A 24,544-nucleotide genomic window follows, 5' to 3' on the forward strand; every position below is an offset into this window, starting at 1 on the left:
CCACGTCGATACCAGCCGAATATCGCTCGCCATCGCGAGCCGCCCGGTCGACCCCGGGCAACTGGTCCTTGCTTGCCCGCGAATCGCTGGCCTGTCCGCTGGCGGTCACCGTCGGCAACGCATCGAAGCGGGCCCCGCGCAGGAGCGCGTTGGCGCTGTCGTAGCGTGCCAGGGCGATGCGCAGGTCATGGTTGGCGAGCAGGGCTTCGTCGACCAGGTAGGTCAGCACCGGATCATCGAAGGCGTTCCAGAAATCCGCGTCCGGGGCCGGTTGCGGCGACGGCTGCGCACTGCCATCGACGCCCGAGTACGCCGGTGGAACCGGCAGGGTGGGGCGGACATGGTCCGGACCGACGGTACAGGCGGCCAGCGCCAGGGCCAGGATCGACACCGGCAGGAGGCGGAGGGTGGCGCGTGTGCGGTAATCAGGCATGTTGGATCTCCTGCAGTCCGCTGTCGGACTGTCTGTCGAGTCGGGTAACGAACTTGCGCAGGGCCACGTAGAAGACCGGTGTGAGGAACAGCCCGAACAGGGTGACGCCGAGCATTCCGGCGAAGACGGTGATACCGGTAGCGGAGCGGACCTCCGACCCGGCACCGGAAGACAGCACCAGCGGCACCGTGCCGGCGATGAAGGCGATCGAAGTCATCACGATCGGGCGCAGGCGCAGGCGACAGGCCTCCAGCGCGGCTTCGACGATGCCCTTGCCCTGCATCTCCAGTTCACGGGCGAACTCGACGATCAGGATCGCGTTCTTGCATGCCAGGCCCATCAGCACCACCAGCCCGACCTGTACGAACACGTTGTTGTCGCCGCCGGTCAACCACACGCCCAGCAACGCCGACAGCAGCGTCATCGGCACGATCAGGATCACCGCGAGCGGCAGGGTCCAGCTTTCGTACAGGGCGGCCAGCACCAGGAAGGCGAGCATCACCGCCAGCGGGAACACCACCAGTGCGGCGTTGCCCTGGGTCGCCTGCTGGAAACTCAGGTCGGTCCATTCGGTAGTCATGCCGCCCGGCAGCACCTCCTGGGCCATCGCTTCCAGCGTCGCCATCGCCTCGCCGGACGACAGCACCGTCGGGTCGGCCTCACCGATCAGGTCGGCGGCGGGATAGCCGTTGTAGCGGATCACCGGATCCGGCCCGAAGGTACGGCTCACCGTGACCATGCTGCCGATCGGGACCATGTCCCCGCTGGCGTTGCGCGTGCGGAGGTTGGCGATGTCCGACGCGTTGTCCCGGAACGGGGCGTCGGCTTGGGCGATCACCTGGTAGGTACGGCCGAAGCGGTTGAAGTCGTTGACGTAGGACGAGCCCAGGTAGGTCTGCAGGGTGCCGAAGAGGTCGGTCATCAACACCCCCTGGGCCTTGGCCTTCAACCGGTCGACGTCCACGTCGAGCTGCGGCACGTTGGCCTGGTAGGTGCTGATGGGGAAGCCCATGCCGGGCGTCTGCGACACCGCACCCGAGAACCCGTTGACCGCGTCCTGCAGGGCGCCGTAGCCCAGCCCCGCCCGGTCCTGGATGAAGAGCGAATAGCCCGAGCCGGTGCCGAGCCCGAGGATCGGCGGCGGCATGATCGAGAAGCCGAATCCCTCCTGGATGCCGGCGAGCTTCTGGTTGAGCTCGGCATTGATCTCGGCAGCGCTGCGGTCACGGTCGCCAAACGGCTCCAACCCGAAGAAGACCGTGCCGGTGTTCGGCGTGTTGGTGAACTGCAATGCGTTCAGGCCCGGGAAGGCGATGGCCGAACTCACGCCTTCGGTTTCCATGGCGATCGTACTCATCTTGCGGATCACTTCATTGGTACGCTCCAGCGATGCGCCCTCGGGCAGCTTGGCGCCGCCAATCAGGTACAGCTTGTCCTGGGTGGGAATGAAGCCGCCGGGCACCGCCTGGAACATGATCCCGGCGCCGATCAGCAGCAACAGGTACACACCGAACACCGCGCCGCGCTTGCCCAGCGAACGGGAGACCGCAGTCTGGTAACGCCCGGAACTGGCATTGAAGAAGCGGTTGAACGGGCGGAACACCCAGCCGAAGAGGCGGTCGATCAGCCGCGTCGGTCCATCCTTCGCGGCGCCGTGCGGCTTGAGCAGCATGGCGGCCAGGGCGGGGGAGAGGGTCAGCGAGTTGATCGCCGAGATGACGGTCGAGATCGCAATGGTGACCGCGAACTGCTTGTAGAACTGGCCGGTCACGCCCGAGAGGAACGCCATCGGTACGAACACCGCGCACAGCACAGCGGCAATCGCGATGATCGGCCCGGATACCTCCTTCATCGCCTGGTGCGCGGCAGCCAGCGGGGTCAGGCCTTCCTCGATGTTCCGCTCGACGTTCTCGACCACCACGATCGCGTCGTCGACGACGATGCCGATCGCGAGCACCAGTCCGAACAGGGTCAGCGTATTGATCGTGAAGCCCAGCAGGTACAGCGCGGCGAAGGTGCCGACGATCGACACCGGGACGGCCAGCAACGGAATGATCGATGCCCGCCAGGTCTGCAGGAACAGGATCACCACCAGCGCCACCAGCAGGACGGCCTCGAGCAGCGTGGTGACCACCGCCTTGATCGAGTCGCGCACGAACACCGTCGGGTCGTAGACGACCTTGTACTCGAGCCCCTCGGGGAAGCGGGTCGAGAGTTCGGCCATCTTCTCGCGCACGGCATTGGACAGTTCGATCGAGTTCGCGCCGGGGGATTCGAATATCGGTATGGCCACCGCGTCCTTGTTGTCCAGCTGCGAGCGCAGCGTGTAGTCGCCCGCGCCCAGCTCCAGCCGTGCCACGTCCGAGAGGCGCACCACCTCGCCATCGCCGCCACTCTTGATCACGATGTCGCCGAACTCGCGCTCGGTCTGCAGGCGGCCCTGTGCGTTGATGGAAACAAGGAAGTCGCTGCCGTTGGGCGTGGGCTCCGCGCCCAACTGTCCGGCGGACACCTGCACGTTCTGCTCGCGCACGGCCTGCACCACGTCGCCTGCCGTCAGGCCGCGCGAGGCAACCTTGTCGGGATCGAGCCAGATGCGCATGGCGTAGTCACCCGAGCCGAACAGGCCGGCTTGGCCAACGCCGGGGATGCGCGCGATCTCGTCCTTGATCTTCAAGGTCGCGTAGTTGCGCATGTAGAGGGAGTCGTAGCGGCCGTCCGGGGAGACCAGGTGCACGACCATCGTCAACGTCGGCGACTGCTTCTGGGTGGTCACGCCTTGCCGGCGCACGTCCTCCGGCAACCGCGCCTGGGCCTGGCTGACGCGGTTCTGCACCTGTACCTGGGCCTGGTCGGGATCCGTGCCGGGGCGGAAGGTCACGGTGGTGACCAGCACGCCGTCCGAACCTGCGACCGATTTCATGTACATCATGTCTTCGACGCCGTTGATCGCCTCCTCGAGCGGAGCGGCGACCGTCTCGGCGATCACCTTCGGGTTGGCGCCGGGGTAGACCGCACGCACCTGCACGGAAGGCGGCACGACGTCGGGATACTCGCTGACCGGCAACAGCGGGATCGCGATCACGCCCGCGGCGAAGATCACGATCGAGAGCACTGCGGCGAAGATCGGGCGATCAATGAAAAACCTGGAAAAGTCCATGGCGATGAGTCCTTGCACGGCGAACGCCGCGTGAGTCGGGCCTTCCCTCCCGCGGTGCGGGAAGGTGGCGTGGTGCACTTGCTTGATGCGCGGAGGCGCTGCCGGCCGTTGCAAAGACCGGCAGCCCGGTCGGCGGCTTCAGCCTGAGGAGGGCTCCGCCCCGGCCCCGCTGCCCGCTACCTGCTGCGCCGGCGGGGCGCCCATCACCACCGGCTGCGGATCGACCTGCATGCCGGGGTAGAACACCTTCTGTACGCCGTGCACGATGACGCGGTCATCGCTTTCCAGGCCGTTGACGATCCGCAACCCGTCGGCGGTGTCACCCAGACGGACATCCTTTCGCACTGCAGTGTCGTCGGGACCGATGACGTAGACATAGTTCCGGTCCTGGTCGGTCATGATCCCCTTCTCGTCCACGAGCATCGCGTCGCTCTCGTTGCGCGCGAGCAGTTGCACGCGGGCGAACAGGCCCGGCGTGAACAAGCGGTCCGGGTTGGGCAGCACCGCGCGCAGACCGATGGTGCCGGTGGCCGGATCAACCTGGTTGTCGACGAAATCCACCACGCCTTCGTATGGATAGCCGTCGGTGCCGGAAAGACCAATTCGTACCGGGTTGCCGGAGTCGGCGCGGTCGCCGCTGCGCATCAGGGCCTGGTACTTCAGGAACGTCTGTTCGTCCCCCTCGAAATACACATGCACCGGGTCCAGCGACACCACGCTGGTCAACACCGTCGTGTCCGCCTGGGCAAGGTTGCCGGCCGTGATCATCGCCCGGCCGGCCCGACCCGAGATGGGCGCGCGTACCTGGGTGAACTGCAGGTCCAGTCGTGCCCTCGCAACGGCGGCCTCCGCCGCACGCACGGCGGCGGTGCCCTGTGCGGCCCCCGCCGAACGCGCCTCGGCCTCTTCGCGGGAGATCGCGCGCGCCTCCACGAGGGACCGTGCGCGTTCGTCCTGCGCCCGAGCGAGCTTCGCTTCGCTGCGCGCACGTTCAAGATCGGCTTCGGCCTGGGCCAGCGCGGCGCGGTAGGGCCGCGGGTCGATCTCGAACAGGAGATCGCCCTTGGCGACTTCCTGGCCTTCTTCGAATGCGACACGCTCGACATAGCCGCTCACGCGGGGCCTGAGCTCCACCGAACCGACCGCTTCGATCCTGCCGTTGAACTCGTCCCACTGCTGCACGGGTTTCTCCACCACCTGGGCGACGCTGACCTGGGGCGCGGGCATCGCGTCGCCGGGCGCGGCCTTGCTGCCACCGCAGCCCGAGATGGCCAGGAGTACAGCGGCCGCCATGGCGAGCTCCGGCAACGCCCCGAACCGGGGCCGCGCAGGTGGTATCGGAGAGGGGAGGGAGAGGGGATTGCGGGGATGACGGGGGGAGGTCATGACGGTTGGTCCTTGTTGGATCCTGCAAGTGAAAAACGGCCCAGCAGCGCTCGGATGTCGGCGAGGGATTGGCACCGCGCATCCGCCGGGGGCTGCTCGCTGCCTGGGCCAAAAGAAGAAGTGGAGATGGAGGGCGACTGCCGGGGGTAGTGCACGACGGCTTCGTCGGCACCGCTCCGGGTCACCAGCGCCACTGCGTGCTCGGCGATGGTCTGTGCGCGCGGCCACTGGCTGCCCGCGTGTGCCTGGTTGTGTTCGGTCGCGACGGGAAGATCCACCGTCAGCAGTTGCACCCTGACCGAGAGCGCACGTGCCTCGTCGTGCAGCACCATCGCAAGCATGCGAAGTGCGGCGGCGGCGATGGAACGGTGCCCGTAGCCGGCCCACGGCCGTTCGCTGCCCGGACCACCGACCATCAGGTAGCCGCCGCGGCCTGCTTCCACCAGGAGGGGCAGCAGGTGTCGCGCCGCCGCAAGGTGCGGAAGCAGGTCAGCCTCCAACTTGCCCTGCAGCAACGAGCTCGATTGATCGAGCACGCGGCCGCGGCACGCCCCTGCCGTGCCACAAACGCTGGCGACGATGCCGGCTATGGGCCGGTCCAGCGCCCGGAGATCTTCGGCCAGAGCGGATGCCTGGGCATCGGTCGCCACCGAGCCTGGCACCAGGGTGATCGGCGAGTGTCCATGCTCCGTGCGTAGCGAAGCCAGGCCGTCTTCCCGCCGCGCCACGGCGGCGACCGGGTAGCCGGCAGCGAGTGCGGCGCGGACCACGGCACGGCCGATGCCACCCGTGGCGCCAAGCACGATGAAGAGCGGCTTCATTGTCCCGCCCTCGGGATTTTTTCTCCCGTGAACGGGATGTCAAGCCCGTGACAGGAGGATCTGGCCAAGTGCCGGCCGAAAGCGATGGCGGCCATCGACCCGACGGACCGGTCGCCGGACACGCCCGCCGCTGCTGGGTTCGCGCCAGACACATGGGCCTCTTGGGCTGTCGGGGTCGGGGCATGCAGCTGGGGGAAAGCGAGTGGCATGGGGCGGCCTGCGGGTGGTCCTGTCGGGTCAGGACACAGCCTATGGCCGCGATGGCTGCTTGATTAGCCATCGGATCGGGGAATAATTGTCCCGAACGCGGGTCAATGGACTGCGCGCACAACGGAGGCACCATGGCCCGCGATCTCAACGACACCCTGATTTTCGTGAAGGTGGTCGAGCACGGCAGCTTCATCGCCGCCGCCCGGTCACTCCGACTGCCCAAGACCACCGTCAGCCGCAAGGTCCAGGACCTGGAAGCGCGACTGGGCGCGCAACTGCTGCACCGGACCACGCGCAAGCTCGGTGTCACCGAGGCAGGCAACATCTACTTCGAACACTGCAAGCGCATCGCGCGTGAACTCGATGAAGCCGAGAACGCGGTGGGGCAACTGCAGAGCGGACCGCGTGGCTGGCTGCGCTTCACCGCCCCTTACGACATCGGCATCACCTGGATCGCGCCGCTGCTCGGGGAGTTCCACGCCCGCCACCCGGAAGTGCGGGTGGAGATGCAACTGACCAACGAGTCACTCGACCTGATCGACAAAGAGCTCGATGTCGCACTGCGCATCGGCAACCTGCCGGACTCGAACCTGGTGGCGCGACGACTTGCGGTATTTCGCACCCAGGTGTACGCAAGCCAGTCCTATCTCGCGCGACACGGGGAGCCACTTCATCCCGACGACCTGCGCCACCACCGTACGCTGGCCATGCTCAAGTCACGTCGCAACGGCCACTACGCGTGGACGCTCGACGATGGCAATGGCGAGGTGGACTATCCGGTCGACCCGGTGCTGGTCGCGAACGATCCCGGGCCCTTGAAGGGTGCGCTGCTGTGCGGCGAGGGGCTGATGCTGGCCAGTGACGTTACGATCAAGGCCTATGCCGAGCGCGGCAACGTCCAGCGGGTGCTCGCTGGATGGACCGGTCCGAAACTCGATTTCAACGCGCTGTTCCCGGGCGGCCGCGTGCAGTCGCCGAAAGTCCGCGCGTTCGTCGATTTCCTGGTCGAGCGCTTGAACTTCGACGCCGACTACATGCAGACGTTGTGCCCCAACCAGCGGCAGGGAGAGAAGGGCGCTTGCGACGGCACGGTTCCACTCGAGGCGCAGAAGGCCGCGGAAGTCGCGACCACCGCCGCTAGGCGCAAGGCCGAGGAGATCGCCGCCTGAGGCGCTATCGGCTCAATGGGTGGAAGGGGGCGCGCTGACCGGCGCCTCCGCGCGCGGCAGCTCCCGCTCCAGGCGCTCCTGGAACGCCTCCAGGCTCATCCCCTGCAGGCGCGCGTCTTCCTCTGCCGCCGCACGCAACGCATCGGAGAACTTCAGGGTTACCTTGTTGCCCGCTCGCTCGTGCATGGCCGCTGCGCGCTTCAGCATGGACAGGATGGTCGCCGCGCTGTCCGACCCGCCGACCATCCGGCCATCGAGGCCGAGCACCCATTCGCCGTCTTTCCGGGCAATACCGCCGAGCAGCTGCCCACTCGGGTCCCGCAGCTCGGCATGCCCTTCGACCGTACCGCCACCGTCTTCATTGCGGTCCTGCTTCTTCCGGTTGGCATCACGCTTGGCTTTTGAACGCACGGTCATGGGTGTGTGTACCTGATGTCAGGCCGCCATTCTCGCGCAAGTGTCGGCGCAACGGCGGCAGATGTCGGCGCAGCGCTGCATCTCGGCGTCCTCGCCCATGCTGGCGCAATGGTCGGCGCACTTGCGGCAAACCTCCGCACATGCGCCACAGGTGTACTGGTGTACTTCGGCGCCGCGCAGCATCGCATCGGCACTGGTGGCACAGATGTCCGCGCAGACGGACATCAACGCGATATGCGAGGGCTCGGCGTGCTTGCCGCCCTTGGACAGGCAATAGCTGATCGTCTCCAGGCAGATCGCGTGGCAACGGGTGCAGTTGTCGATGCACTCGTTCATCTCGGGGCTGCGGTGTTCGGCGCTGTGATGTGTCATGTCGGGCTCCTGGTAGCTGGAAGCGGACGATCCGGTGCGTCCGCGGCACCGGCCCAACCTAGCGCCGCCCGTGTTTCCCCGATGTCAGCGGCTACTCACCGTGCCGTGAAAACTCGCTGGTGCTGCCGTCATGTGCGACGAGTTCGACGGTGTACGGCTGCACCCTTCCGTCCGGCATCTCCATGCCAGGGGAACCGGCCGGCATGCCCGGCACTACCAGGCCCTTGGCCTCCGGCGCGTCGGTGAGCAGGCGCTTCACGTCGGCCGCAGGTACATGCCCTTCCACGAAGTAGCCACCCACTTCGGCGGTGTGGCAGGAGCCCTTGCCCAGCGGCACGCCCACGCGCTCTTTGACCTCGTTGACGTTGTCGACGTTGCGGACCTCGACCTGGAAGCCGGCTTCCTGCATGTGGGTGACCCAGTTCCCGCAGCAGCCGCAGCTCGGGCTCTTGTGCACGAGCACCGTGGGCAGTACCAGGCCGGTGTCGCTCGTGGCGCCCGCATCGGCACCGGCATTGACGTCCGCCGCGGGCGAGGCGGGCGCGGAACTCTCCGCATTCGCGGCCGGAGGAGGGGCATCCTTCGCGCAGGCAGGAAGGACAGCGAGCACGGCGAGGGAGAGCGTGGTGGCAAGCAGGTGTTGCATCTTCATTGGGTCGTCCTCTCAGGGCATTCTCAAAACCAGGTACGAAGGCCCACTACCCAGCGGGTATCGGCTTCGGGTTCGCCGGAAGCCCGACCCAGATCAGCGGTGCCTCCGAAAGCGCGTTCATGGGCAAGCCCGACGTAGGGAGCGAACTTGCGGGTGAACTCGTATCGCAGCCGCAGTCCGGCTTCGGCAGTGGACAGGCCAGCACCCACCCCGCGTTCGACATCGTCGCGGGCGGCAAAGTTCACCTCGACCAGCGGCTGCAGGACCAGGCGGTTGGTCAGCAGCAGCTCATACTCGACTTCCACGTTGGCTTCCACCCGGCCGTCTTCGTCCACGTAGAGGGTTGCCTGCGTCTCGAACATATACGGTGCAAGACCCTGCACGCCGATGGCCGCCCAGGTCCGGCCAGCCGGCTGGAACTCCTGGCGCACGCCCGCGACCACGTCCCACCAGGCTGTCACCCCGCGCCCGTACAGCAGCTCCAGGTCGGCCGAGTGGGTGGCTGAGTCTTCCCGCTCACCCTCGGTCCGGAACCAGAGCCGGTTGACGTCGGTGCCGATCCAGCCCTGGCCCTCCCAGGCAAAGGCCCTGCCATGGTCGGCGTCCCAGCCCTCCAGGCGGTTGAACAGCACGAAGCTGTTGATCCCGGAATCGTGGTGCATCGCATGGTGCAGCTCGGGGAAGGCCGCGGCGCGATCGGCATCGGTCAGCGGCGGGATCGGAGTGATCGGCTCGGCCGGGGCAGGGCCATCCGGCATCGCATGGCCCATCGCCTCGTGGTCGACGGGATCGTGATCCATGGCGGAATGGTCCATGGTCGAGTGGTCCATGGCCGTATGTTCGACGGGCTGCTCCGCGGTCGGCGTGGGCTCGCGCTCCTCGACCGGCGGGTGTTGTCCATGGTGCGAGTGGTCCTCTTGGGCGACCACGGCACCAGCAGCGCCAAGGCACATCACCGGAAGTAGTACGAGTGGGAGCGAGCGACGGCGATTCATTCGACCACCTGCACTTCGCGCATCATGCCGGCTTCCATGTGGTACAGCAGGTGGCAGTGGTACGCCCAGCGGCCCAGGGCATCGGCGCGCACCCGGTAGCTGCGCCGTGTGCCCGGCGGCATGTCGACGGTGTGCTTGCGCAGGTGGAATTCACCGGCTTCGTCTTCTACATCGCTCCACATGCCGTGCAGGTGGATCGGGTGGGTCATCATGGTGTCGTTGACCAGCACGATGCGCATGCGCTCGCCGTAGTTCAGCCGCAGCGGTTCGGCGTCGTTGAACTTGATGCCATCGAACGACCAGGCGAACTTCTCCATGTGCCCGGTCAGGTGCAGCTCCACCGTGCGTGACGGCTCGCGCCCGTCGGGATCGGGGAATGCGCTCTTCATGTCGGCGTAGGTCAGGACCTTGCGACCGTTGCCGCGCAGGCCGATGCCCGGGTCGTCGAGCTTCGGGGCCGGCGACATCGTCTGCATGTCGACCAGCGGGTTGCCGGTTTCGCTCGGTGGATGGGACTGCATGCCACCGCTGCCGTGGTCCATGCCTGCCATGTCGTGGCCCATGGCGGCATGGTCGACGGCACCGCCGCTACCGTGGCCCATCGCCGCGTGGTCCATGCCGCCGTGGCCCATGTCGTCCATGGTCAGGATCGGGCGGGGATCCAGCGCTGGCACGCCGGGCTGCAGCCCTTCGCGGACCGCGAGGGTGCCACGCGCGTAGCCGGTACGGCCCATGTCCTGGGCGAAGATCGTGAAGGCGTCGGCGCCGGCCGGCTCCACCAGTACGTCGAAGGTTTCGGCGACCGCAATGCGGAGCTCGTCGACGCTCACGGGGTGGATGTACTGGCCGTCGGCGGCGACCACGGTCATCCTCAGGCCCGGGATGCGGACGTCGAAGTAGGTCATCGCCGATGCGTTGATGAAACGGAGCAGTACCTTTTCGCCCGGGCGGAACAGGCCGGTCCAGTTGCCACCCGGCGCCGTTCCGTTCATCAGGTAGGTATAGGTGTGGGCGTTGATGTCGGAGATGTCGGTCGGCGTCATCCGCATGCGGCCCCACATGCCGCGGTCGGCCATGGTGGCCTCGAGCCCATGTTGCTCGACGTCGTTGAAGAAGTCGCCGACGGTGCGCTTGTAGAAGTTGTCGTGCTCGGCGACCTTCTTCATGCGACGGAACAGCGCGGCGGGATCCATGTCGGTCCAGTCCGACAGCAGGACCACGTGCTCGCGATCGTAACGGTAGGGCGGGGGCTGCGCCGGATCGACGATGATCGCGCCGTACAGCCCGGCCTGTTCCTGGAACAGCGAATGGCTGTGGTACCAGTAGGTGCCCGACTGACGGACATCGAACCGGTAGGTAAAGGTCTCGCCAGGCTGGATGCCGTTGAAGCTCAGCCCCGGCACGCCATCCATGTTGGCCGGCAGCAGCAGGCCATGCCAGTGGATGGAGCTGACGCCCTGCAGCCGGTTGGCGACCCGCAGGGTGACATCCGTGCCTTCGCGCCAACGCAGCAGCGGGCCCGGCAGCGAACCGTTGATCGTCAGGGCGGAGCGGGTGGAGCCGGTGAAATTCACCGGCGAAGAACCGATGGAAAGATCGAACGTGGTGCCCGTCAGCGTCTCCGGCCCCGTCGCGTATCCGCTCGCGGCGCGGGCGGGCAGCCGCCACAGCCCAAGGCCACCGGCGATCCCGCCCACGGCAAGGCCGGTGACGAAGCGGCGGCGGCCACTGTCCACGGACGGGTTGGGGAGCGATCGGTCACGCATTGTTCGGTTCCGGGTCTGCAGGCGCGCACGATAGTGGGCCTTGCCACCGATGGAAGGTCAATGATCGAGGTCAGGCCGAGGGCGGGGCGGCTGGCGCAACAATAAGTCCCGGATAACGTCATTGTTCCGGCATCGACGACGACGGATAATGCCGTCATGTCGCAAACCGCCCCCATTGCCAACGCGCTGGAAAGCGCCGCGCGGCTGCCCGAGTTCATCGGTGCCTGCGAGCTGCCCACGCCGTGGGCCACCTTCCGGCTGCATGGATTCGTTGATCCGGACAGCGGCAAGGAACACCTGGCGATCACCCTCGGCGAGCTGGACGACAGCGCCCCGGTGCTGGCCCGGGTGCATTCGGAATGCCTGACCGGTGACGCGCTCTTCAGCCAGCGCTGCGACTGCGGCGCCCAGCTGGAGGAGGCCCTGCGGCGCATCGCGACCGAAGGCCGCGGCATCGTGCTCTACCTGCGGCAGGAAGGGCGGGGCGTCGGCCTGGCCAACAAGATCCGCGCCTACCAGCTGCAGGATGCCGGCGCGGATACGGTCGAAGCCAACGAACAGCTCGGATTCCCGGCCGACATGCGCGACTACGCCGTCTGCGCCCCGCTGCTGAAGCACTTCGGCGTGCAGCGGCTGCGCCTGATGACCAACAACCCAGCGAAAGTGTCCGCGCTGCAGGCCGCCGGTATGCAGGTCATCGAGCGGCAGCCGATCCTGGCCGGCCACAACACGGCCAACCAGCGCTATCTCGAGACCAAGGCCGCACGCCTGGGTCATCTGTTCGCCGCCGGCACCGGCGGCGCGCCCACCTCCTGAACAAGCGGGGCAGGGCACACCACACCAGCGGAGGAGAACATGGGCCTGCTAGTAGACGGCAAATGGGTCGATCAGTGGTACGACACCAAGAGCACGGGCGGGAAGTTCGTCCGCAGCGACGCCCAGCTCCGCAACTGGATCACCCCCGACGGCAGCCCCGGCCCCAGCGGGGAAGGTGGCTTCGCCGCGGAGCCCGGCCGTTACCACCTGTATGTGTCACTGGCCTGCCCGTGGGCCCATCGCACCCTGATCTTCCGCGCCCTGAAGGGCCTGCAGGACATGATCAGCGTCTCGGTGGTGAACCCGCTGATGGCCGAGAACGGCTGGACCTTCGACCCCGCGCCCGGCGTGGTGCCGGATCCCGTGGACAACGCCGACTATCTGTATCAGGTCTACCAGCGCGCCCGCCCGGACTACAGCGGCAGGGTGACGGTACCGGTGCTGTGGGACCTTGAGCGCAACACCATCGTCAACAACGAGTCGGCCGAGATCATCCGCATGCTGAACTCCGCTTTCGATGGCGTCGGCGCCACGCCCGGTGACTATGCGCCCGCCGAATTGCTGGAGCAGATCGACCAGACCAACAGCCACGTCTACGACACCATCAACAACGGCGTGTACAAGGCCGGCTTCGCCACCGCGCAGGACGTCTACGAGCGCGAGGTGACCGCGCTATTCGAGTCGCTCGAGGGGCTGGAAGAGCGCCTGTCGCGACAGCGGTACCTGACGGGCGACCGCATCACCGAGGCGGATTGGCGCTTGTTTACGACCCTGATCCGCTTCGATGCTGTCTACCACGGCCACTTCAAGTGCAACCTGCGGCGGTTGTCGGACTTCCCGAACCTGTGGGCATACACGCGCGAGCTGTACCAGTGGTCTGGCGTCGCCCAGACGCTGGACCTGCAGCACATCAAGGAGCACTACTACCGCAGCCACGGCACCATCAACCCGAACGGCATCGTGCCGAAGGGCCCGGCGCTGGACCTGGATGCGCCGCATGGGCGTGCGGAGTAGGGGAGCGTGGTGCCCTGCCATGGCGAACGGACGCCTGGCGGATGAATGACCATCCAGCGGGGGCTTTTCTGATGGCCCGTCTCGCAACCGCCACCTAGGCTGGTCGCTTTCCATGGAAGGGAATTCATGTGATGCGGCGACTGCACAGCGTTTCGGTGGTGATCGCGGCGTTGACGCTGTGGACAGGATCCTCGACCGCAGGGGAAGTCATCCACAAGTGTGACGACGGCAGCGGCGTCGCGAGCTATCAGTCAGAACCGTGCCCCGACGGATTGGAGGCAGCCAAGACCTGGGCGGTCGAGATCCAGCCGCTCACGGCTGCCGAACGTCGCGAACAGGCGGCGCAGCGCAAACGGGAAGCCGCCGATTCCCGCTATCTCAGGCAACTGGCCGGCCGGTACAGGAATGCCGGCGGAGGCACGACCGCGATCAATGCCAAGCACGGCCGCGGCTCCCCGTGCGCAGCCGCCAAGGAGAGGCGGGACCGCGCCCGCAGGACCGCCAAGCGGCGGTTGACCTACAAGGACCTGGAGCGGCTGGGGGACATGGTTTACAACGCGTGCAAATGAGGGTCGCCGGCGCTTTACCGGACTGGCACCTTCGAAGGCTACGGTGTCCAGCACGGAGGATCGCTTGCTGGAAAAGACTCCTAACCGGCTTCCTCGACCACGTCCAGGTCATCCGGTTCGGAGTTCCGCTTGATCACCCGCACCTCAATCTCGGCGTCATTTTCGATAGATGCGGGTCGATTCGGGGCGGAAGGCGTTGGAGTCGGTTGCATCTGAGCGCTCGCGATACGGGTGTCCAAGCCTGATCCTGTATTCGGTGAATTGCGAGCCTCACCAGTTGTCTGAGGTTCTTGCATCGGGCAGCACTGGAAGCGCTCTACGCCCTGTCTTCACAGTCCGCATACGTACTTCAATGTCAGCTGAAGGTGGATCATGACTCCGGCGGAAAGGCCGCTATATTCCGATATCCCAGTCGAAGGAGAATTGGCATGTTTCTGAACAGGCAACATCTGTCAACGGCGCGTACGTTCGGCGTGGCAATGGTCGTCGCGTTGGGTCTTGCCAGCTGCGCTACCTATGACGACGAGTTTGCAACGATCAACTCACGCCTCGATCAACTCGACACGAGGGTTCAGGGCGCAGCGCAGAGCGCCGAATCGGCGAACCAATCGGCGCAGCAGGCCAACCAGCGGCTGGATCAACTGGAAAGCCGCGTCCAGCGGATCGAAGGGGCACCGGGTCGCGCGCCGCGCGGTTAGTTGCCTGCACGAGTTGTAACGAACGGCTCGAGCCTGAGACCGGTGGCCTTTGCTGACCACCGGTCTTCTGTTTCTGCCCAACGTTGGTTCTAAAGGAGCTGCCTCATCCGTATGCGTATGAGACCTGTGGTTTCGATCACCTATCGCGCGCTGGCGCTGGTGCTGGCCTTCGCAAGCGTCGGCGTAGCCAGCGCCGAAGATGCCGTGCAGCAGCAATCGGTGGCCGCCGTCGACCAGCTTCCGCCGAGCCAGGAAGTGTCCCGCACGGTGACTGAACTCGCCGGTTGGATCATCGCCACCCGGGATGCCGGAGGCTATCCGTTCGCGATCATGGACAAGGCCGCTGCCCAGGTGCTGGTGTTCGACGGCGACGGCCGACTTCGGGGAGCGGCGCCTGGGCTTTTCGGCTCGGCGGTCGGCGACCACGCGGCCCCCGGCATCGCCGGCCTCGCGCTTAGCGATATCCCGGGCGGGGATCGCACCACGCCCGCCGGTCGTTTCGTGGGGGCTTACGGCCCGTCCAGCGACGCGGGGCGCGTCCTGTGGGTGGACTACGATTCCGCGGTCTCCATGCACCCGACGGCAACTGGAGTGCCGGCCGAGAGGCGCGCCGAGCGCCTCGCATCACCGGCGCCGGACGACAACCGCGTCACCCATGGCTGCATCAACGTCGCCCCCGGGTTCTACGAGGGGATCATCCGGCCCACGTTCGAGCGGGGCGGGGTGTTCTACATCTTGCCGGACACTGCATCGCTGGCGGAGACCTTTCCGGAGTTCGTGCAGAGCCGCTCAGCTAGTTAGGAAGTAGGCGGAACACCGGCGACATGTCGGCAGCCCCTTTATGATGACGCGACACGTAACCAATTGGATCTACAAGGATTCCCCCAGCAGATTGCTTCCGCGTGACGTTGCCCGCGACACGGTTACGGGGCCAGATCCAAGACTATGACGAGGTAAAGGGTGCGGAATCTTGCCCCGCAGTGCGAGGCGCTTCGGCCGTTAGAGGCTCGACTTCCAGCGATCGGGCGTCAACTTCAAGCCCCACGGGCGTCGAGCTCAGGTCAACCCGTCCGATCCGCGCATTGTTCTTGTTGAGCTGGAGAGTCTTTCACCCGGATACACTCGGGACCGCCGAGATGCATGCGTTTGATCGAGCATTACGAGTCAAGGACAACGACGTGCCTGGGAAACCTTCCGGGAGAGAATTTCTCTGGCAGATCAGGGATGAGAGCCCAAGCAGCGATCCAGATGGCCGCGCGACGAACCGCGGGGTTCCCGAGAGCGCGAAAGGCCTCCCACTCGGGCTGTCGAAGTGGGTCTAGCATTCGCCGCGGGCCGTGAACAAGATCCGACAGATTGCCTCTCGCATACACGCAGTGACTCGGCGCAAAGTCCCTGGTACGACCTAGATTGAAGCTAACGGAGGTTATCAGTGATCGAGCGCCCGCTGGCGAAGCGCCCCAACCTGAAGGCCAAGGCTCCCGAAAATATAGACTCTTTTCGAGGGTCACACCGAAGTCTTCGATCAAATCCAGAGTCTGTCGCTCGTCTAAGGTGAAAGTGCAGGAAGGGTAATGAGTTCGAACTGAGCCCGTTGCCCAGGTGTCTCGCGCAAGCTGCAGTGGGAGGCGATGCATAGGGCAGTGCGTTCGCAGTACATGCCTCCAACTACGGCGCAGCATCCGGGGCCGACCAGAACGAATATCTTCGTTCCAGCACTCTGGGCAGTAGCTGGCGCCCGCGTCAGGCGCCAAGCGCCAAGGTGCGTCGGGGGAGCAGTGTGATCTCAAGACCTTCGGCGCGACACCCAAAGCGCGGGCCATCCTGCACATGGCTGCGCACGAAGGATCTTCCACATCACCGCAGACTTCCACTGCATCCTTATTCAAGGACCCCCACAGATCGTCGGGGGAGCATTCGTACATCGCTGCTGCTCGGCCTAATACCGACCGGAGGGATTCATCTGGCCCAGGCGGCTGAATCCACCATCGAGTCTCGTGTGGCATTTTGCTCACGCTGCTTGTCTGGACGTGTCGTCGGTCGAGGCGACATGTCTAACAGCCGCGACGGGTGGTTCAACCCGTGCGCGTTGGAGCAACCCGACCGTAATCTGTTCATCTCCGCACTCGATAGCGTGTGCTGCAGCGTAGGTCACCAACTTCATCATCGGATCCAGGACACCTTCCGATAGACGCAGGATTTCAGAGCTCAAGGCAGGAGATGAGAGGTGAGATCGCTTGCGCAACGGTAGCGCGCATTCCAATACGTCCAGCAGGCGAACGAGATGTACGTCTTGCTTCCACACAGGGGTTCTACCCCGAAATCACGGACGGTTGTAAAAGGGCTGAAAATTTCTGGTCTTGCCTGGCGACCCTGCGCCGCATCCTCGGATTGTGGAACCGCTCGATGTATTCGAACACATCAGTCCGTGCGGCATCGAGCGTCGGGTACGTCATGCGGTAGATCCGCTCGCGCTTGAGCAGGCCGAAGAAGCCTTCGCATGCCGCGTTGTCACCGCAGTGGCCCACCGCGCTCATCGAACACACCAGCTCGTTGGCCGCCAGGTAACGCTGGTAGTCGCCGCTTCGGAACTGGCTGCCACGATCGGAGTGCAGGACCACCGGGGGGCCGCCCTGTCGCTGCCAGACCGCCATCTGCACGGCCCGGATCACCATCTGCCGGTCCTGCCGGTGATGCATCGACCAACCCACGACCCGCTGGTCGAACAGGTCCAGCACGATGCACAGGTACAGCTTGCCCTGCCGGGTCTTGATCTCGGTGATGTCGGTGACCCACTTGGTCTCCGGCTCCAGCGCGGTGAAGTCCCGCTCGAGCAGGTTGCGCACGCCCGGCGGCGTCAGCGCAGGCCGGCCGCGCTGACCACGCCGCTTCGGTCGCGGCCAGCCCTGCAGGCCATCGGCGGCCATCAGGCGCGCCACCCGGTTCAGGCTGGCTGACTCGCCTTGATCGACAAGGTCTTCGTGCATGCGACCCGCACCCAGCGTGCCCCGGCTGTCCTCGTGCAGCTCCCGGATCCGACCGAGCAAGCGCTGGTTGCCGAGCTCTCGGGCACTGGGAAGGCGTTTGCTCCAGTCGTAATAACCGCTGGCCGACACCCGCAGGCAGCGGCACATCAGCCGAACCGGAAACTCATCGCGGCAACGTTCGATCACCTGATACCTCAGGATGATCCCTTGGCAAAGAACGTCGCCGCTTCTCGCAAAAAATCGCGTTCCTTCTTCACCCGTGCCAGCTCGCGCTTGACGCGGGCCAGCTCCTCGTCCCGGGGCGTCCCGGTGCCCCCGAAGGCCACCTTGCCTTGGCTCTGGGCTTCCCGTTTCCAGCGGGTCAGCAGGGTGTCCCGGATCCCCAGCTCCCGCGCCACCTGGGCGCAGCTGACACCCGGTTGGCTGGCCTGCTCAACCGCACCGCGCTTGAACTCCGCGCTGAACTTCCTTCGCTTCGACATGAACACTCCTCATGGCCTCGATCGGCCTTCTCGTAAGTGTCCGTGAAAACGGGGGTGAACCCTCTTCTGATCAGCCGGGAGTTGAGCTGGTCGGACGGAGTTGGTCACCGGATCCGCTGGGCCATGTTTCCTCTCCAGCGACGGTGGCCACTGGAGAGGGGTGCCACTCAAGCTCAGTTCGCGGCGTCCTTGAGTGCCTTCAACGGTCGCACCTTGATCTTGATGCTGGCCGGTTTTGCTGCAAAAACCTGCTCTTCCTTGGTGAAAGGATTGATCCCTTTCCGGCGTGGCTTGGCCGGCACCTTCACGGAGGTGATCTTGAGCAGTCCGGGGATGGTGAACTGACCAGCGCCCTTCTTGTGCAAGGAAGCCTTTGCTGCCTCGTCCAATACAGACAGGACATCACGAACCTCACGGTTGCTGAGCTCGGTGCGTTCTGCAATGAATGCGATGAGCTGAGTCTTGTTCATCGGCTCGGTGATCGGCTTGACGCGTTTGGTAGGTGCCTTCGCCATGGGTGTTGCTTCTCCAATGTTCCGGGCAGGAAGTTGACGAGCCGATGCCCGAGCGGCTCAACGGAAAGGTTAGCGGGTTTGACGGCGCCCGGGGCGAGCTACGGATGTAGCATGCGACTAGGCGCAGACGGCTCTCCTGCGCGAACAGTCTCGCGCCAGCGTAGGCATTAGGCGAACTGGCCTCGCTCGATTCCCTCGCCCCACGCAATAGGGGAGGGCTCCCATGGTCCATCGCCCAGCACGGCTTCGACCAGGTTCTGCAAGGGAAAGCCTAGCTCCTGCTGTGCATCAAGACCGCCATCGGCTCCGTCAGTATCTTCTCGCGGCGTACTGCTGCCGCTCAATTGGCAGCGTCATGCCGGACGGCGTTCAGCCGCAACGATGATCGCCTCCATCTCCGCCATGACCTGGTCGTGCGGGAGCTTCGGGCGTGTGTCGGCTATCGCCGTCTCGACCTTGGCACGGAACCAGCAGTCGTAGCTCTCGGCGACCTCGGTGCTTTCGAACTCGGAAAGGCGTGGGTCAAGCTTGGTCATGGGTACATTTGCGTTGCAATGCCGACGGTCTTGGCGTGATTAACCCTAATAGCGACAGTACTTTATCTCACTGCCGCCCCGTTTTTACACGGCTCTCTGCCGACCTTCTTGTTCGGCGTTCGCCATGGCCTTCCAATGAGTGGCCCTCATACTCAAGGCACGGCGCTTCCCACCCAACGAGCGACAGCAGAAGTGCCGCTGGCGATGGGGCAACAGGAGAGTGGCATCTTGCCGGATGCAACGAACAGGACGCGGGCGCCGTAAAGACTTTCCCAGAACACGGCATCAGTCGCTGGCCGCCTCCCCCGTGGCCGAGAGCAGCAGCCGGTTGTTACGAACGAAAATCGTTCTACCTCAATGGGTTGCTAGCAATTATCTGAAATTATCCAACGGAGGGATACTGTATACCGGCGTAGGATAATTGGGTATACATGACGTTGCCGGGGTGCCGGACAGGCACCCATTGATCAGTGAATCGGACATGCCGAACACTGGCGGTTGCGCACAATCGGTAGAGGTGTAGCTTGCGTGAGCTTCCCATGGGGCTACCGGTTCTCTGCCTTCGATCTGTTCACCACCAGTGCATTGAACCCTGATCCGGTGCGTCTTTTAGCAACGTGATCAACGGCATGGCGCAATGACTGCTTCATGGATTTTGGTGCCAACTCGGGCACTAGACGCCTCACCCTCAGCGTGCAGGACGTCTAGCGACCTGGACGAGCTCGCCCGTACATGACGGCCTCGTGCGCCCGCCGTCGCCCCGAAACGATTAGGGCCGGCTATCAAGGGTAGGCAGACCAGATCGCCACCCCAAGCGGAGCTGCAAGCCGGGGCAGACGCGCGACATACCAATGGCTTTTTTCTCGGTATTCATTCATAGGTCGCCGCCGGGTAGCTCCCGAAAGCATCTAACATGACTACCGCAAGAAATCGAAGCAGTGGCGCATCGCTGCGTCGAAGCGCAATTCCAAGGAGCCTGCGGCAATGAGTGGCCAGTCAGACTGCGAGATCAACTGTGCCATTTCGCTGGGTGCGCCGCTCAACCAGCGGTGCGCATGCGAAGTGGTTGACGTCCTCCGTCTGCACGAGTCGATCCGCTCCACCTTTCCGGAGTTCAGGCCAGATCCAGCCGTGCACGCGCACCTGTTTTCACCCTACGCCCTGTTCGTTGACCGGGCGGCGTTGGACGCCATGGGGAGAGTTGCGGCCGCGGTCTTCGAGGTGGCGGGAAATTCGGGATACCGCCAGCAGGTCATGCAATGGGCGACCCAGATCGCCAGCCATCGGCCAGGTTCGCCGGGTGGCGTCCTGGGGCTGGACTTTCATTTGACCGTCGACGGCCCGCGGTTGATCGAGGTCAACACGAATCCGGGCGGGTTGCTCCTCAACGCAGTGCTGCACGATGCCGTGCGGTCCTGCGCGCCGGCTGCGTGGACCACCTGGACCACGGCGGCACAAGCGCGCAGCGCGACTGTCGCCGCCTGGCTTGACGATGCCCGGCAGCAGTCGGGCCGCGCGCCTTCGCGTATCGCCATCGTGGACAGCGCCCCGCGGGAGCAGTTCCTTTACCCTGAGTTCGAGCTGTACGCGGGCGCATTCCGGGAGCATGGCGTGGATTGTGTGATACGTGCACCCGAGGAACTGAAGTTTGGTCTGGACGGGCTTGCAGATGCGCACGGCCGGATCGACACGGTCTACAACCGGTTGACTGATTTCGCGCTTGAGAACGCGTCACTTACAGACCTTCGTCAGGCTTACCTGGCAGGGGAAGTCGCGCTGACACCGCATCCGCGTGCGCACGCGCTGTTCGCCGACAAGCGCAACCTCGCGGTGCTGGGAGACCCTGGCCTGCTTGGCGGGTTCGGGGTCGATGCGGGTTCGACGGCCCTGTTGGCACAGGTGATCCCCCCCACGGTTGAAGTCGTGCTCGAGAACCGGGATGCGCTGTGGGCCGCGCGCAATGGCTACTTCTTCAAGCCCGCAGCAGGGTTCGGCAGTCGCGGGAGTTATCGGGGCGACAAGCTCACCCGGCGAACGTGGGAGTCCATGGCCTCGACAACCTACATCGCACAGGCCTTCGCGCCACCGAGCATGCGGATCGTGCATGGGGGCCAGGCCCTCAAGGCGGATGTGCGCTGCTTCGCGTCCGAGGCGGGTGTGCTGCTGTTCGCGGCCAGGTTGTACCAAGGCCAGACAACGAACATGCGCACCCCCGGTGGTGGATTCGCAGCGGTGCTCACGACGCCACTGATCGGCGAGTGATCGTCGCCGGAGCAGGCTCTGGGGTTGTGCCCGGCGACTAGAACCAGGCCAGCGCGGATTCAGCCAGTTCGCGCTCCTCATCGATCGCGACGTTCCATATGGCCGGGCCGATCCCTCCCTGGATCCTTACGGCTCCAGCGTCGTTGTCGACAGGAGCCAGCGCCAAGCCGAGCCAGCCCAAGCGCGCGACGATGCGAGCCCGCAGACCCGGCGCGCGATGGCCGATGCCGCCGGAAAAGACGACATGGTCGAGTCCGCCGATTCCCGTGGCCATGGCCGCGATCGACTGTGCAATCCGGACTGCAAACAGCTCCACGGCAAGCTGGGCCTGCGGGCGAGGATCGGCGAGCAGCACGCGCATGTCGCCGTGGCCGGCGATGCCGGCAAGGCCTGCAGTGCGGGACAGGCCGTTTTCAAGCGCCTGCGCATCCAGACGTTCTTGCCGGAGCAGGTACAGCAACGCACCGGGATCGAGATCCCCGGAGCGGGTAGGGCTCGGGATTCCACCTAGCGGAGTGAGCGCCATGGTGGTGTCGCGGCTCCGGCCGTTCTCGACGGCGCAGACGCTGCAGCCACCCCCCAGATGTGCGAAGACGGCGCGGCTCTTCAGGATTCCGGCATCGTGGCGGGCCACGATTCGCAGCGCGGAGGCGAAGGCGAGTCCGTGGAAACCGTAGCGGCGGATGCCGAGAGCATCCCATGCTTCGGGGATGGGCAGGCGCCGGCTCCAGGGTGCGAGTGACGCATGGAAGTCGGTGTCGAAGGCCACGCCCTGGCGGGCTTGCGGCCACCGCAGGCGTGCAGCACGCGCGAAGGCGAGGGCTACAGGTTGGTGCAAGGGTGCGAACGGCACCAATGCATCCAGTTTTGCGAGCACGTTTTCGTCGAGTTCACGGGCGCCGCGCAGGTCACCGCCATGGACGATCCGATGCACCACCACTTCGGGGCCGGTCGCCGGTTCCGACAAGGTTTCGAGCAGGGTGGCAAGGCGCTCCTGCGCATCCGCGCCGATAGCAATCTCGGCCCGGGAGCGCTCGACGACGCGAGGCTGCGCGCCTGGTCCGTCAGAGTTAAAGAGATAGGACGCCCCCTTGAGGGTGGACGAGCCAACGTTGAGTGCCAGAAGCCGGCGCGTGGTCACAGGTGTCCCCAAATCATGTTCATGGGGACCGCACCGCCCGGCGCAACAGCTGCGCATTGATCGCCACAACGATGGTGCTCAGCGACATAAGAACCGCCCCGAGCGCAGGTTGCAGCAGAATCCCCCACGAGGCGAGAACCCCCGCGGCCAGGGGGATGGCGACGATGTTGTAGCCGGCGGCCCACCACAGGTTCTGGATCATCTTGCGATAGGTCGCCTTGCTCAATGCAATGATCGCCGGCACGTCGCGCGGGTCGCTGCGCACAAGTACGACGTCGCCGGCCTCGACCGCGACGTCGGTCCCTGTGCCGATGGCGATGCCGACGTCGGACGTGAGCAGCGCCGGGGCGTCATTGACGCCGTCACCCACCATGGCGACGCGCTTGCCCTGCGCCTGCAATTCCTCGATCTTCGCCACCTTGTCCTCGGGCAATACCTCGGCGAAGACGGTATCGATGTCGAGTTCCTTTGCAACCGCGTTTGCGACCGCCGTGGAGTCACCGGTCAGCAGGACAACCTCCAGTCCGCTGGCGTGCAGGCGCTTGACCGCATCGAAGGACTCGGGACGGATGGCATCAGCGATGGCAAACACGGCGAGCACCTTGTCACCTTCCACCAGGTAGGTTGCAGACTGGCCATCGGCCGCCGCGGCTTCGGCGGCCCGCCGCAGCGTTTCCGGCGGTTCGACGGCGAGCATCCTCAACAGACCCGGCCCGCCAACGTGAAGTGAACGCTCCTCGACGACTGCGCGTACGCCGCGACCCGGCATGGACTCGAAGTCCTGGGACATCGGAACGTCGATGCCATGTTCCTTTGCACTGGTCATCAGTGCCTGCGCGATCGGATGTTCGGCATCGCGCTGGACGGACGCAGCCACGCGAAGCACCTCGTCGTCGGTGAGTCCATCGGCGGCAGTGGTCTTCACGACGCGGTGCGAACCGAGCGTGAGCGTGCCTGTCTTGTCGAACACGACCGTGTTCAGCAAACGGGCCTCTTCCAGGCCGCGTCGATCGCGCACGAGCAGGCCGTTCCGTGCGCCAATCGTGGTCGAGATGGCGGTCACCAGCGGGATGGCCAAACCCAGCGCATGGGGACAGGCGATCACAAGCACGGTCACTACGCGCTCGATCGTGAAGCTCCACGGTCGACCGAGGAGTGGCCAGACAATGGCGGTAACCGCGGCGGAGACGATGGCGATGATCGTGAGGTAGAACGCCGCCCGGTCCGCCAGGGCCTGGGCGCGCGAGCGCGACGTCTGGGCCTGCTCGACGAGCCGCATGATACCCGCGAGCGCGGTCTCGTCGCCGGTTCCCGTCACCTCGACACGCAACGAGCCCTGTCCGTTGACGGTGCCGGCGATCACCCGGTCGCCCGTCGACTTGTCCATCGGCTTGGACTCGCCGGTGATCATCGCTTCGTTGACGGCGCTGGTCCCTTCCTTCACGACGCCGTCGGCGGGAATGCTCGCGCCGGGCCTGATGAGCAGCAGGTCGCCGCGCTTCAGTTCCGCGACAGAGACTTCCTTCGCGGTACCGGCCTCATCCAACCGCACCGCCATATCAGGCAGCAGCTTCGCGAGTTCCTTGAGAGCGCCCTGTGCCTGGTTGATCGAACGCATCTCGATCCAGTGGCCGAGCAACATGATCGCCACCAGCGTCGCCAGCTCCCACCACAGGTCCAAGCCCTCGACAACGCCGAGCGTGACCAACGCGCTGTAAAGGAAGGCGACGGTGATCGCAAGCGAGATCAGCGTCATCATGCCCGGCAGGCGATTTCTCAGCTCGTGGTATCCGCCGCGGAGGAACGGCGAGCCGCCGTAGAAGTACACGATCGTGCCGAACACCGCCGGGATGTACGCCGACCCCGGGAACTGTGGTGCGGTGTAGTCGAACCAATGCTGGATCATCCCGCTCCAGATCAGCGTGGGGATGGTCAGCAGCAGCGTGAACCAGAACTTGTCGCGGAAGCTCGCCACGCTGTGGCCGGCATGCTTGTCGTGCCCGGCATGGACGTCACCTTCAGCACCCGTGCGGGGATGCGGCGGTTGCTCGCCATGCGCCTGATGATCTTGATGATGATGATTGTGTTGCGTCATGGGTCCGTCTTCCAGGATGCACTAATGCAATGATGCATCAGTGGGGAG

22 protein-coding genes and 1 pseudogene are annotated in these 24,544 nt (G+C 65.3%); 7 read left to right on the forward strand and 16 right to left on the reverse strand.

The annotated features are described in order from the left end of the window. Window positions 1–10 precede the first annotated feature (10 nt). From B5D37_RS15310 to B5D37_RS01070, 4 genes and pseudogenes are all read right to left on the reverse strand, one after another. Window positions 11–433: pseudogene (locus B5D37_RS15310) on the reverse strand (hypothetical protein); the annotation flags it as partial. Beyond that, complete coding sequence (locus B5D37_RS01060) at window positions 426–3,593, reverse strand: efflux RND transporter permease subunit (protein ID WP_078756858.1); 3,168 nt, start codon at window positions 3,591–3,593, stop codon at window positions 426–428. The pseudogene B5D37_RS15310 and the gene B5D37_RS01060, both read right to left, overlap by 8 nt. 138 nt (window positions 3,594–3,731) lie before the next feature. After that, a complete protein-coding gene (locus B5D37_RS01065; protein ID WP_234987659.1) occupies window positions 3,732–4,886 on the reverse strand; it encodes an efflux RND transporter periplasmic adaptor subunit in 1,155 nt (384 codons plus the stop codon). Window positions 4,887–4,975: 89 nt separating this feature from the next. Then, window positions 4,976–5,800, reverse strand: coding sequence for an SDR family NAD(P)-dependent oxidoreductase (locus tag B5D37_RS01070; RefSeq protein WP_078756860.1), 825 nt, complete (start codon window positions 5,798–5,800; stop codon window positions 4,976–4,978). A 341-nt stretch (window positions 5,801–6,141) separates the two neighbouring features. Between B5D37_RS01070 and B5D37_RS01075 the strand changes: the two genes are divergently transcribed. After that, the gene (locus B5D37_RS01075) at window positions 6,142–7,179 is read left to right on the forward strand and encodes a LysR family transcriptional regulator (RefSeq protein WP_078757424.1); all 1,038 of its coding nucleotides are present in this window, start codon (window positions 6,142–6,144) and stop codon (window positions 7,177–7,179) included. Window positions 7,180–7,191: 12 nt separating this feature from the next. Here B5D37_RS01075 and B5D37_RS01080 read toward each other — a convergent pair whose 3' ends face one another. From B5D37_RS01080 to B5D37_RS01100, 5 genes are all read right to left on the reverse strand, one after another. Further along, window positions 7,192–7,596, reverse strand: a complete 405-nt coding sequence (locus B5D37_RS01080) for a hypothetical protein (RefSeq protein ID WP_078756861.1) — start codon at window positions 7,594–7,596, stop codon at window positions 7,192–7,194. Window positions 7,597–7,614: 18 nt separating this feature from the next. Next, entirely contained in the window at window positions 7,615–7,968 is a 354-nt protein-coding gene (locus B5D37_RS01085; RefSeq protein ID WP_078756862.1) for a four-helix bundle copper-binding protein, read from the reverse strand. A 91-nt stretch (window positions 7,969–8,059) separates the two neighbouring features. After that, window positions 8,060–8,614 carry a DUF411 domain-containing protein gene (locus tag B5D37_RS01090; protein ID WP_200809184.1) on the reverse strand — a complete coding sequence of 185 codons (555 nt, stop codon included), beginning with the start codon at window positions 8,612–8,614 and terminating at the stop codon, window positions 8,060–8,062. 29 nt (window positions 8,615–8,643) lie between these two features. Continuing rightward, complete coding sequence (locus B5D37_RS01095) at window positions 8,644–9,615, reverse strand: copper resistance protein B (protein WP_078756863.1); 972 nt, start codon at window positions 9,613–9,615, stop codon at window positions 8,644–8,646. Further along, window positions 9,612–11,381: a copper resistance system multicopper oxidase gene (locus B5D37_RS01100; protein ID WP_078756864.1), complete on the reverse strand. Its 1,770-nt coding sequence runs from the start codon at window positions 11,379–11,381 to the stop codon at window positions 9,612–9,614. Before B5D37_RS01100 ends, B5D37_RS01095 begins: the two co-directional genes overlap by 4 nt. A 156-nt stretch (window positions 11,382–11,537) precedes the next feature. Between B5D37_RS01100 and ribA the strand changes: the two genes are divergently transcribed. The 5 genes from ribA to B5D37_RS01125 all read left to right on the forward strand — a co-directional run bounded on the left by ribA (window position 11,538) and on the right by B5D37_RS01125 (window position 15,279). After that, window positions 11,538–12,197, forward strand: a complete 660-nt coding sequence (gene ribA, locus B5D37_RS01105) for a GTP cyclohydrolase II (protein WP_078756865.1) — start codon at window positions 11,538–11,540, stop codon at window positions 12,195–12,197. A gap of 39 nt (window positions 12,198–12,236) precedes the next feature. Then, window positions 12,237–13,211 (forward strand): glutathione S-transferase family protein, encoded by a 975-nt coding sequence (locus B5D37_RS01110; RefSeq protein ID WP_078756866.1) that lies wholly within the window; start codon window positions 12,237–12,239, stop codon window positions 13,209–13,211. A 131-nt stretch (window positions 13,212–13,342) separates the two neighbouring features. Beyond that, on the forward strand, window positions 13,343–13,780 hold the full coding sequence (locus B5D37_RS01115) for a hypothetical protein (protein ID WP_078756867.1): 438 nt from the start codon (window positions 13,343–13,345) through the stop codon (window positions 13,778–13,780). A 428-nt stretch (window positions 13,781–14,208) separates the two neighbouring features. After that, the gene (locus tag B5D37_RS01120) at window positions 14,209–14,478 is read left to right on the forward strand and encodes a hypothetical protein (protein ID WP_078756868.1); all 270 of its coding nucleotides are present in this window, start codon (window positions 14,209–14,211) and stop codon (window positions 14,476–14,478) included. Window positions 14,479–14,634: 156 nt separating this feature from the next. Next, a complete protein-coding gene (locus B5D37_RS01125; protein WP_078757426.1) occupies window positions 14,635–15,279 on the forward strand; it encodes a hypothetical protein in 645 nt (214 codons plus the stop codon). 356 nt (window positions 15,280–15,635) lie between these two features. On the opposite strand, the gene B5D37_RS15220 is transcribed toward B5D37_RS01125, so the two are convergent. From B5D37_RS15220 to B5D37_RS14985, 5 genes are all read right to left on the reverse strand, one after another. Then, complete coding sequence (locus tag B5D37_RS15220) at window positions 15,636–16,484, reverse strand: TniQ family protein (RefSeq protein WP_078756869.1); 849 nt, start codon at window positions 16,482–16,484, stop codon at window positions 15,636–15,638. A 306-nt stretch (window positions 16,485–16,790) separates the two neighbouring features. Further along, window positions 16,791–17,947, reverse strand: a protein-coding gene (locus B5D37_RS01140) for an IS3 family transposase (RefSeq protein ID WP_143814076.1) whose coding sequence is annotated in 2 segments (ribosomal slippage) — window positions 16,791–17,707 and window positions 17,707–17,947 — 1,158 coding nt in all. Because the reading frame shifts where the segments join, the coding sequence is not laid out codon by codon here. 173 nt (window positions 17,948–18,120) lie between these two features. Further along, entirely contained in the window at window positions 18,121–18,462 is a 342-nt protein-coding gene (locus tag B5D37_RS01145) for an HU family DNA-binding protein (RefSeq protein ID WP_078756871.1), read from the reverse strand. A gap of 353 nt (window positions 18,463–18,815) precedes the next feature. Continuing rightward, window positions 18,816–18,998 carry a type II toxin-antitoxin system RelB family antitoxin gene (gene relB, locus B5D37_RS01150; protein WP_078756872.1) on the reverse strand — a complete coding sequence of 61 codons (183 nt, stop codon included), beginning with the start codon at window positions 18,996–18,998 and terminating at the stop codon, window positions 18,816–18,818. A gap of 1,149 nt (window positions 18,999–20,147) precedes the next feature. Next, entirely contained in the window at window positions 20,148–20,324 is a 177-nt protein-coding gene (locus B5D37_RS14985; RefSeq protein ID WP_234987661.1) for a hypothetical protein, read from the reverse strand. On the opposite strand from B5D37_RS14985, the gene B5D37_RS01155 reads away from it, so the two are divergent. Next, on the forward strand, window positions 20,325–21,260 hold the full coding sequence (locus tag B5D37_RS01155) for a hypothetical protein (protein ID WP_234987662.1): 936 nt from the start codon (window positions 20,325–20,327) through the stop codon (window positions 21,258–21,260). It begins immediately after the preceding gene. A gap of 37 nt (window positions 21,261–21,297) precedes the next feature. Here the strand turns inward: B5D37_RS01155 and B5D37_RS01160 are convergent, their stop codons facing one another. Both B5D37_RS01160 and B5D37_RS01165 read right to left on the reverse strand, forming a co-directional pair. Continuing rightward, window positions 21,298–22,401 (reverse strand): acetate kinase, encoded by a 1,104-nt coding sequence (locus B5D37_RS01160; RefSeq protein WP_159447318.1) that lies wholly within the window; start codon window positions 22,399–22,401, stop codon window positions 21,298–21,300. A gap of 19 nt (window positions 22,402–22,420) precedes the next feature. Continuing rightward, on the reverse strand, window positions 22,421–24,496 hold the full coding sequence (locus B5D37_RS01165; protein ID WP_234987663.1) for a heavy metal translocating P-type ATPase: 2,076 nt from the start codon (window positions 24,494–24,496) through the stop codon (window positions 22,421–22,423). Window positions 24,497–24,544: the final 48 nt, after the last annotated feature.

Origin of the sequence: Lysobacter spongiicola DSM 21749 (genome assembly GCF_900167055.1) — a bacterium.
GTDB classification, from domain to species: domain Bacteria; phylum Pseudomonadota; class Gammaproteobacteria; order Xanthomonadales; family Xanthomonadaceae; genus Novilysobacter; species Novilysobacter spongiicola.

Coding starts and splice junctions, on each gene's coding strand:
- B5D37_RS01060 (WP_078756858.1), bottom strand. CDS start 3,593: ATGGACTTTTCCAGGTTTTTCATTGATCGCCCGATCTTCGCCGCAGTG.
- B5D37_RS01065 (WP_234987659.1), bottom strand. CDS start 4,886: ATGGCGGCCGCTGTACTCCTGGCCATCTCGGGCTGCGGTGGCAGCAAG.
- B5D37_RS01070 (WP_078756860.1), bottom strand. CDS start 5,800: ATGAAGCCGCTCTTCATCGTGCTTGGCGCCACGGGTGGCATCGGCCGT.
- B5D37_RS01075 (WP_078757424.1), top strand. CDS start 6,142: ATGGCCCGCGATCTCAACGACACCCTGATTTTCGTGAAGGTGGTCGAG.
- B5D37_RS01080 (WP_078756861.1), bottom strand. CDS start 7,596: ATGACCGTGCGTTCAAAAGCCAAGCGTGATGCCAACCGGAAGAAGCAG.
- B5D37_RS01085 (WP_078756862.1), bottom strand. CDS start 7,968: ATGACACATCACAGCGCCGAACACCGCAGCCCCGAGATGAACGAGTGC.
- B5D37_RS01090 (WP_200809184.1), bottom strand. CDS start 8,614: ATGCAACACCTGCTTGCCACCACGCTCTCCCTCGCCGTGCTCGCTGTC.
- B5D37_RS01095 (WP_078756863.1), bottom strand. CDS start 9,615: ATGAATCGCCGTCGCTCGCTCCCACTCGTACTACTTCCGGTGATGTGC.
- B5D37_RS01100 (WP_078756864.1), bottom strand. CDS start 11,381: ATGCGTGACCGATCGCTCCCCAACCCGTCCGTGGACAGTGGCCGCCGC.
- ribA (WP_078756865.1), top strand. CDS start 11,538: ATGTCGCAAACCGCCCCCATTGCCAACGCGCTGGAAAGCGCCGCGCGG.
- B5D37_RS01110 (WP_078756866.1), top strand. CDS start 12,237: ATGGGCCTGCTAGTAGACGGCAAATGGGTCGATCAGTGGTACGACACC.
- B5D37_RS01115 (WP_078756867.1), top strand. CDS start 13,343: ATGCGGCGACTGCACAGCGTTTCGGTGGTGATCGCGGCGTTGACGCTG.
- B5D37_RS01120 (WP_078756868.1), top strand. CDS start 14,209: ATGTTTCTGAACAGGCAACATCTGTCAACGGCGCGTACGTTCGGCGTG.
- B5D37_RS15220 (WP_078756869.1), bottom strand. CDS start 16,484: ATGCCACACGAGACTCGATGGTGGATTCAGCCGCCTGGGCCAGATGAA.
- B5D37_RS01145 (WP_078756871.1), bottom strand. CDS start 18,462: ATGGCGAAGGCACCTACCAAACGCGTCAAGCCGATCACCGAGCCGATG.
- relB (WP_078756872.1), bottom strand. CDS start 18,998: ATGACCAAGCTTGACCCACGCCTTTCCGAGTTCGAAAGCACCGAGGTC.
- B5D37_RS14985 (WP_234987661.1), bottom strand. CDS start 20,324: ATGAAAGTCCAGCCCCAGGACGCCACCCGGCGAACCTGGCCGATGGCT.
- B5D37_RS01165 (WP_234987663.1), bottom strand. CDS start 24,496: ATGACGCAACACAATCATCATCATCAAGATCATCAGGCGCATGGCGAG.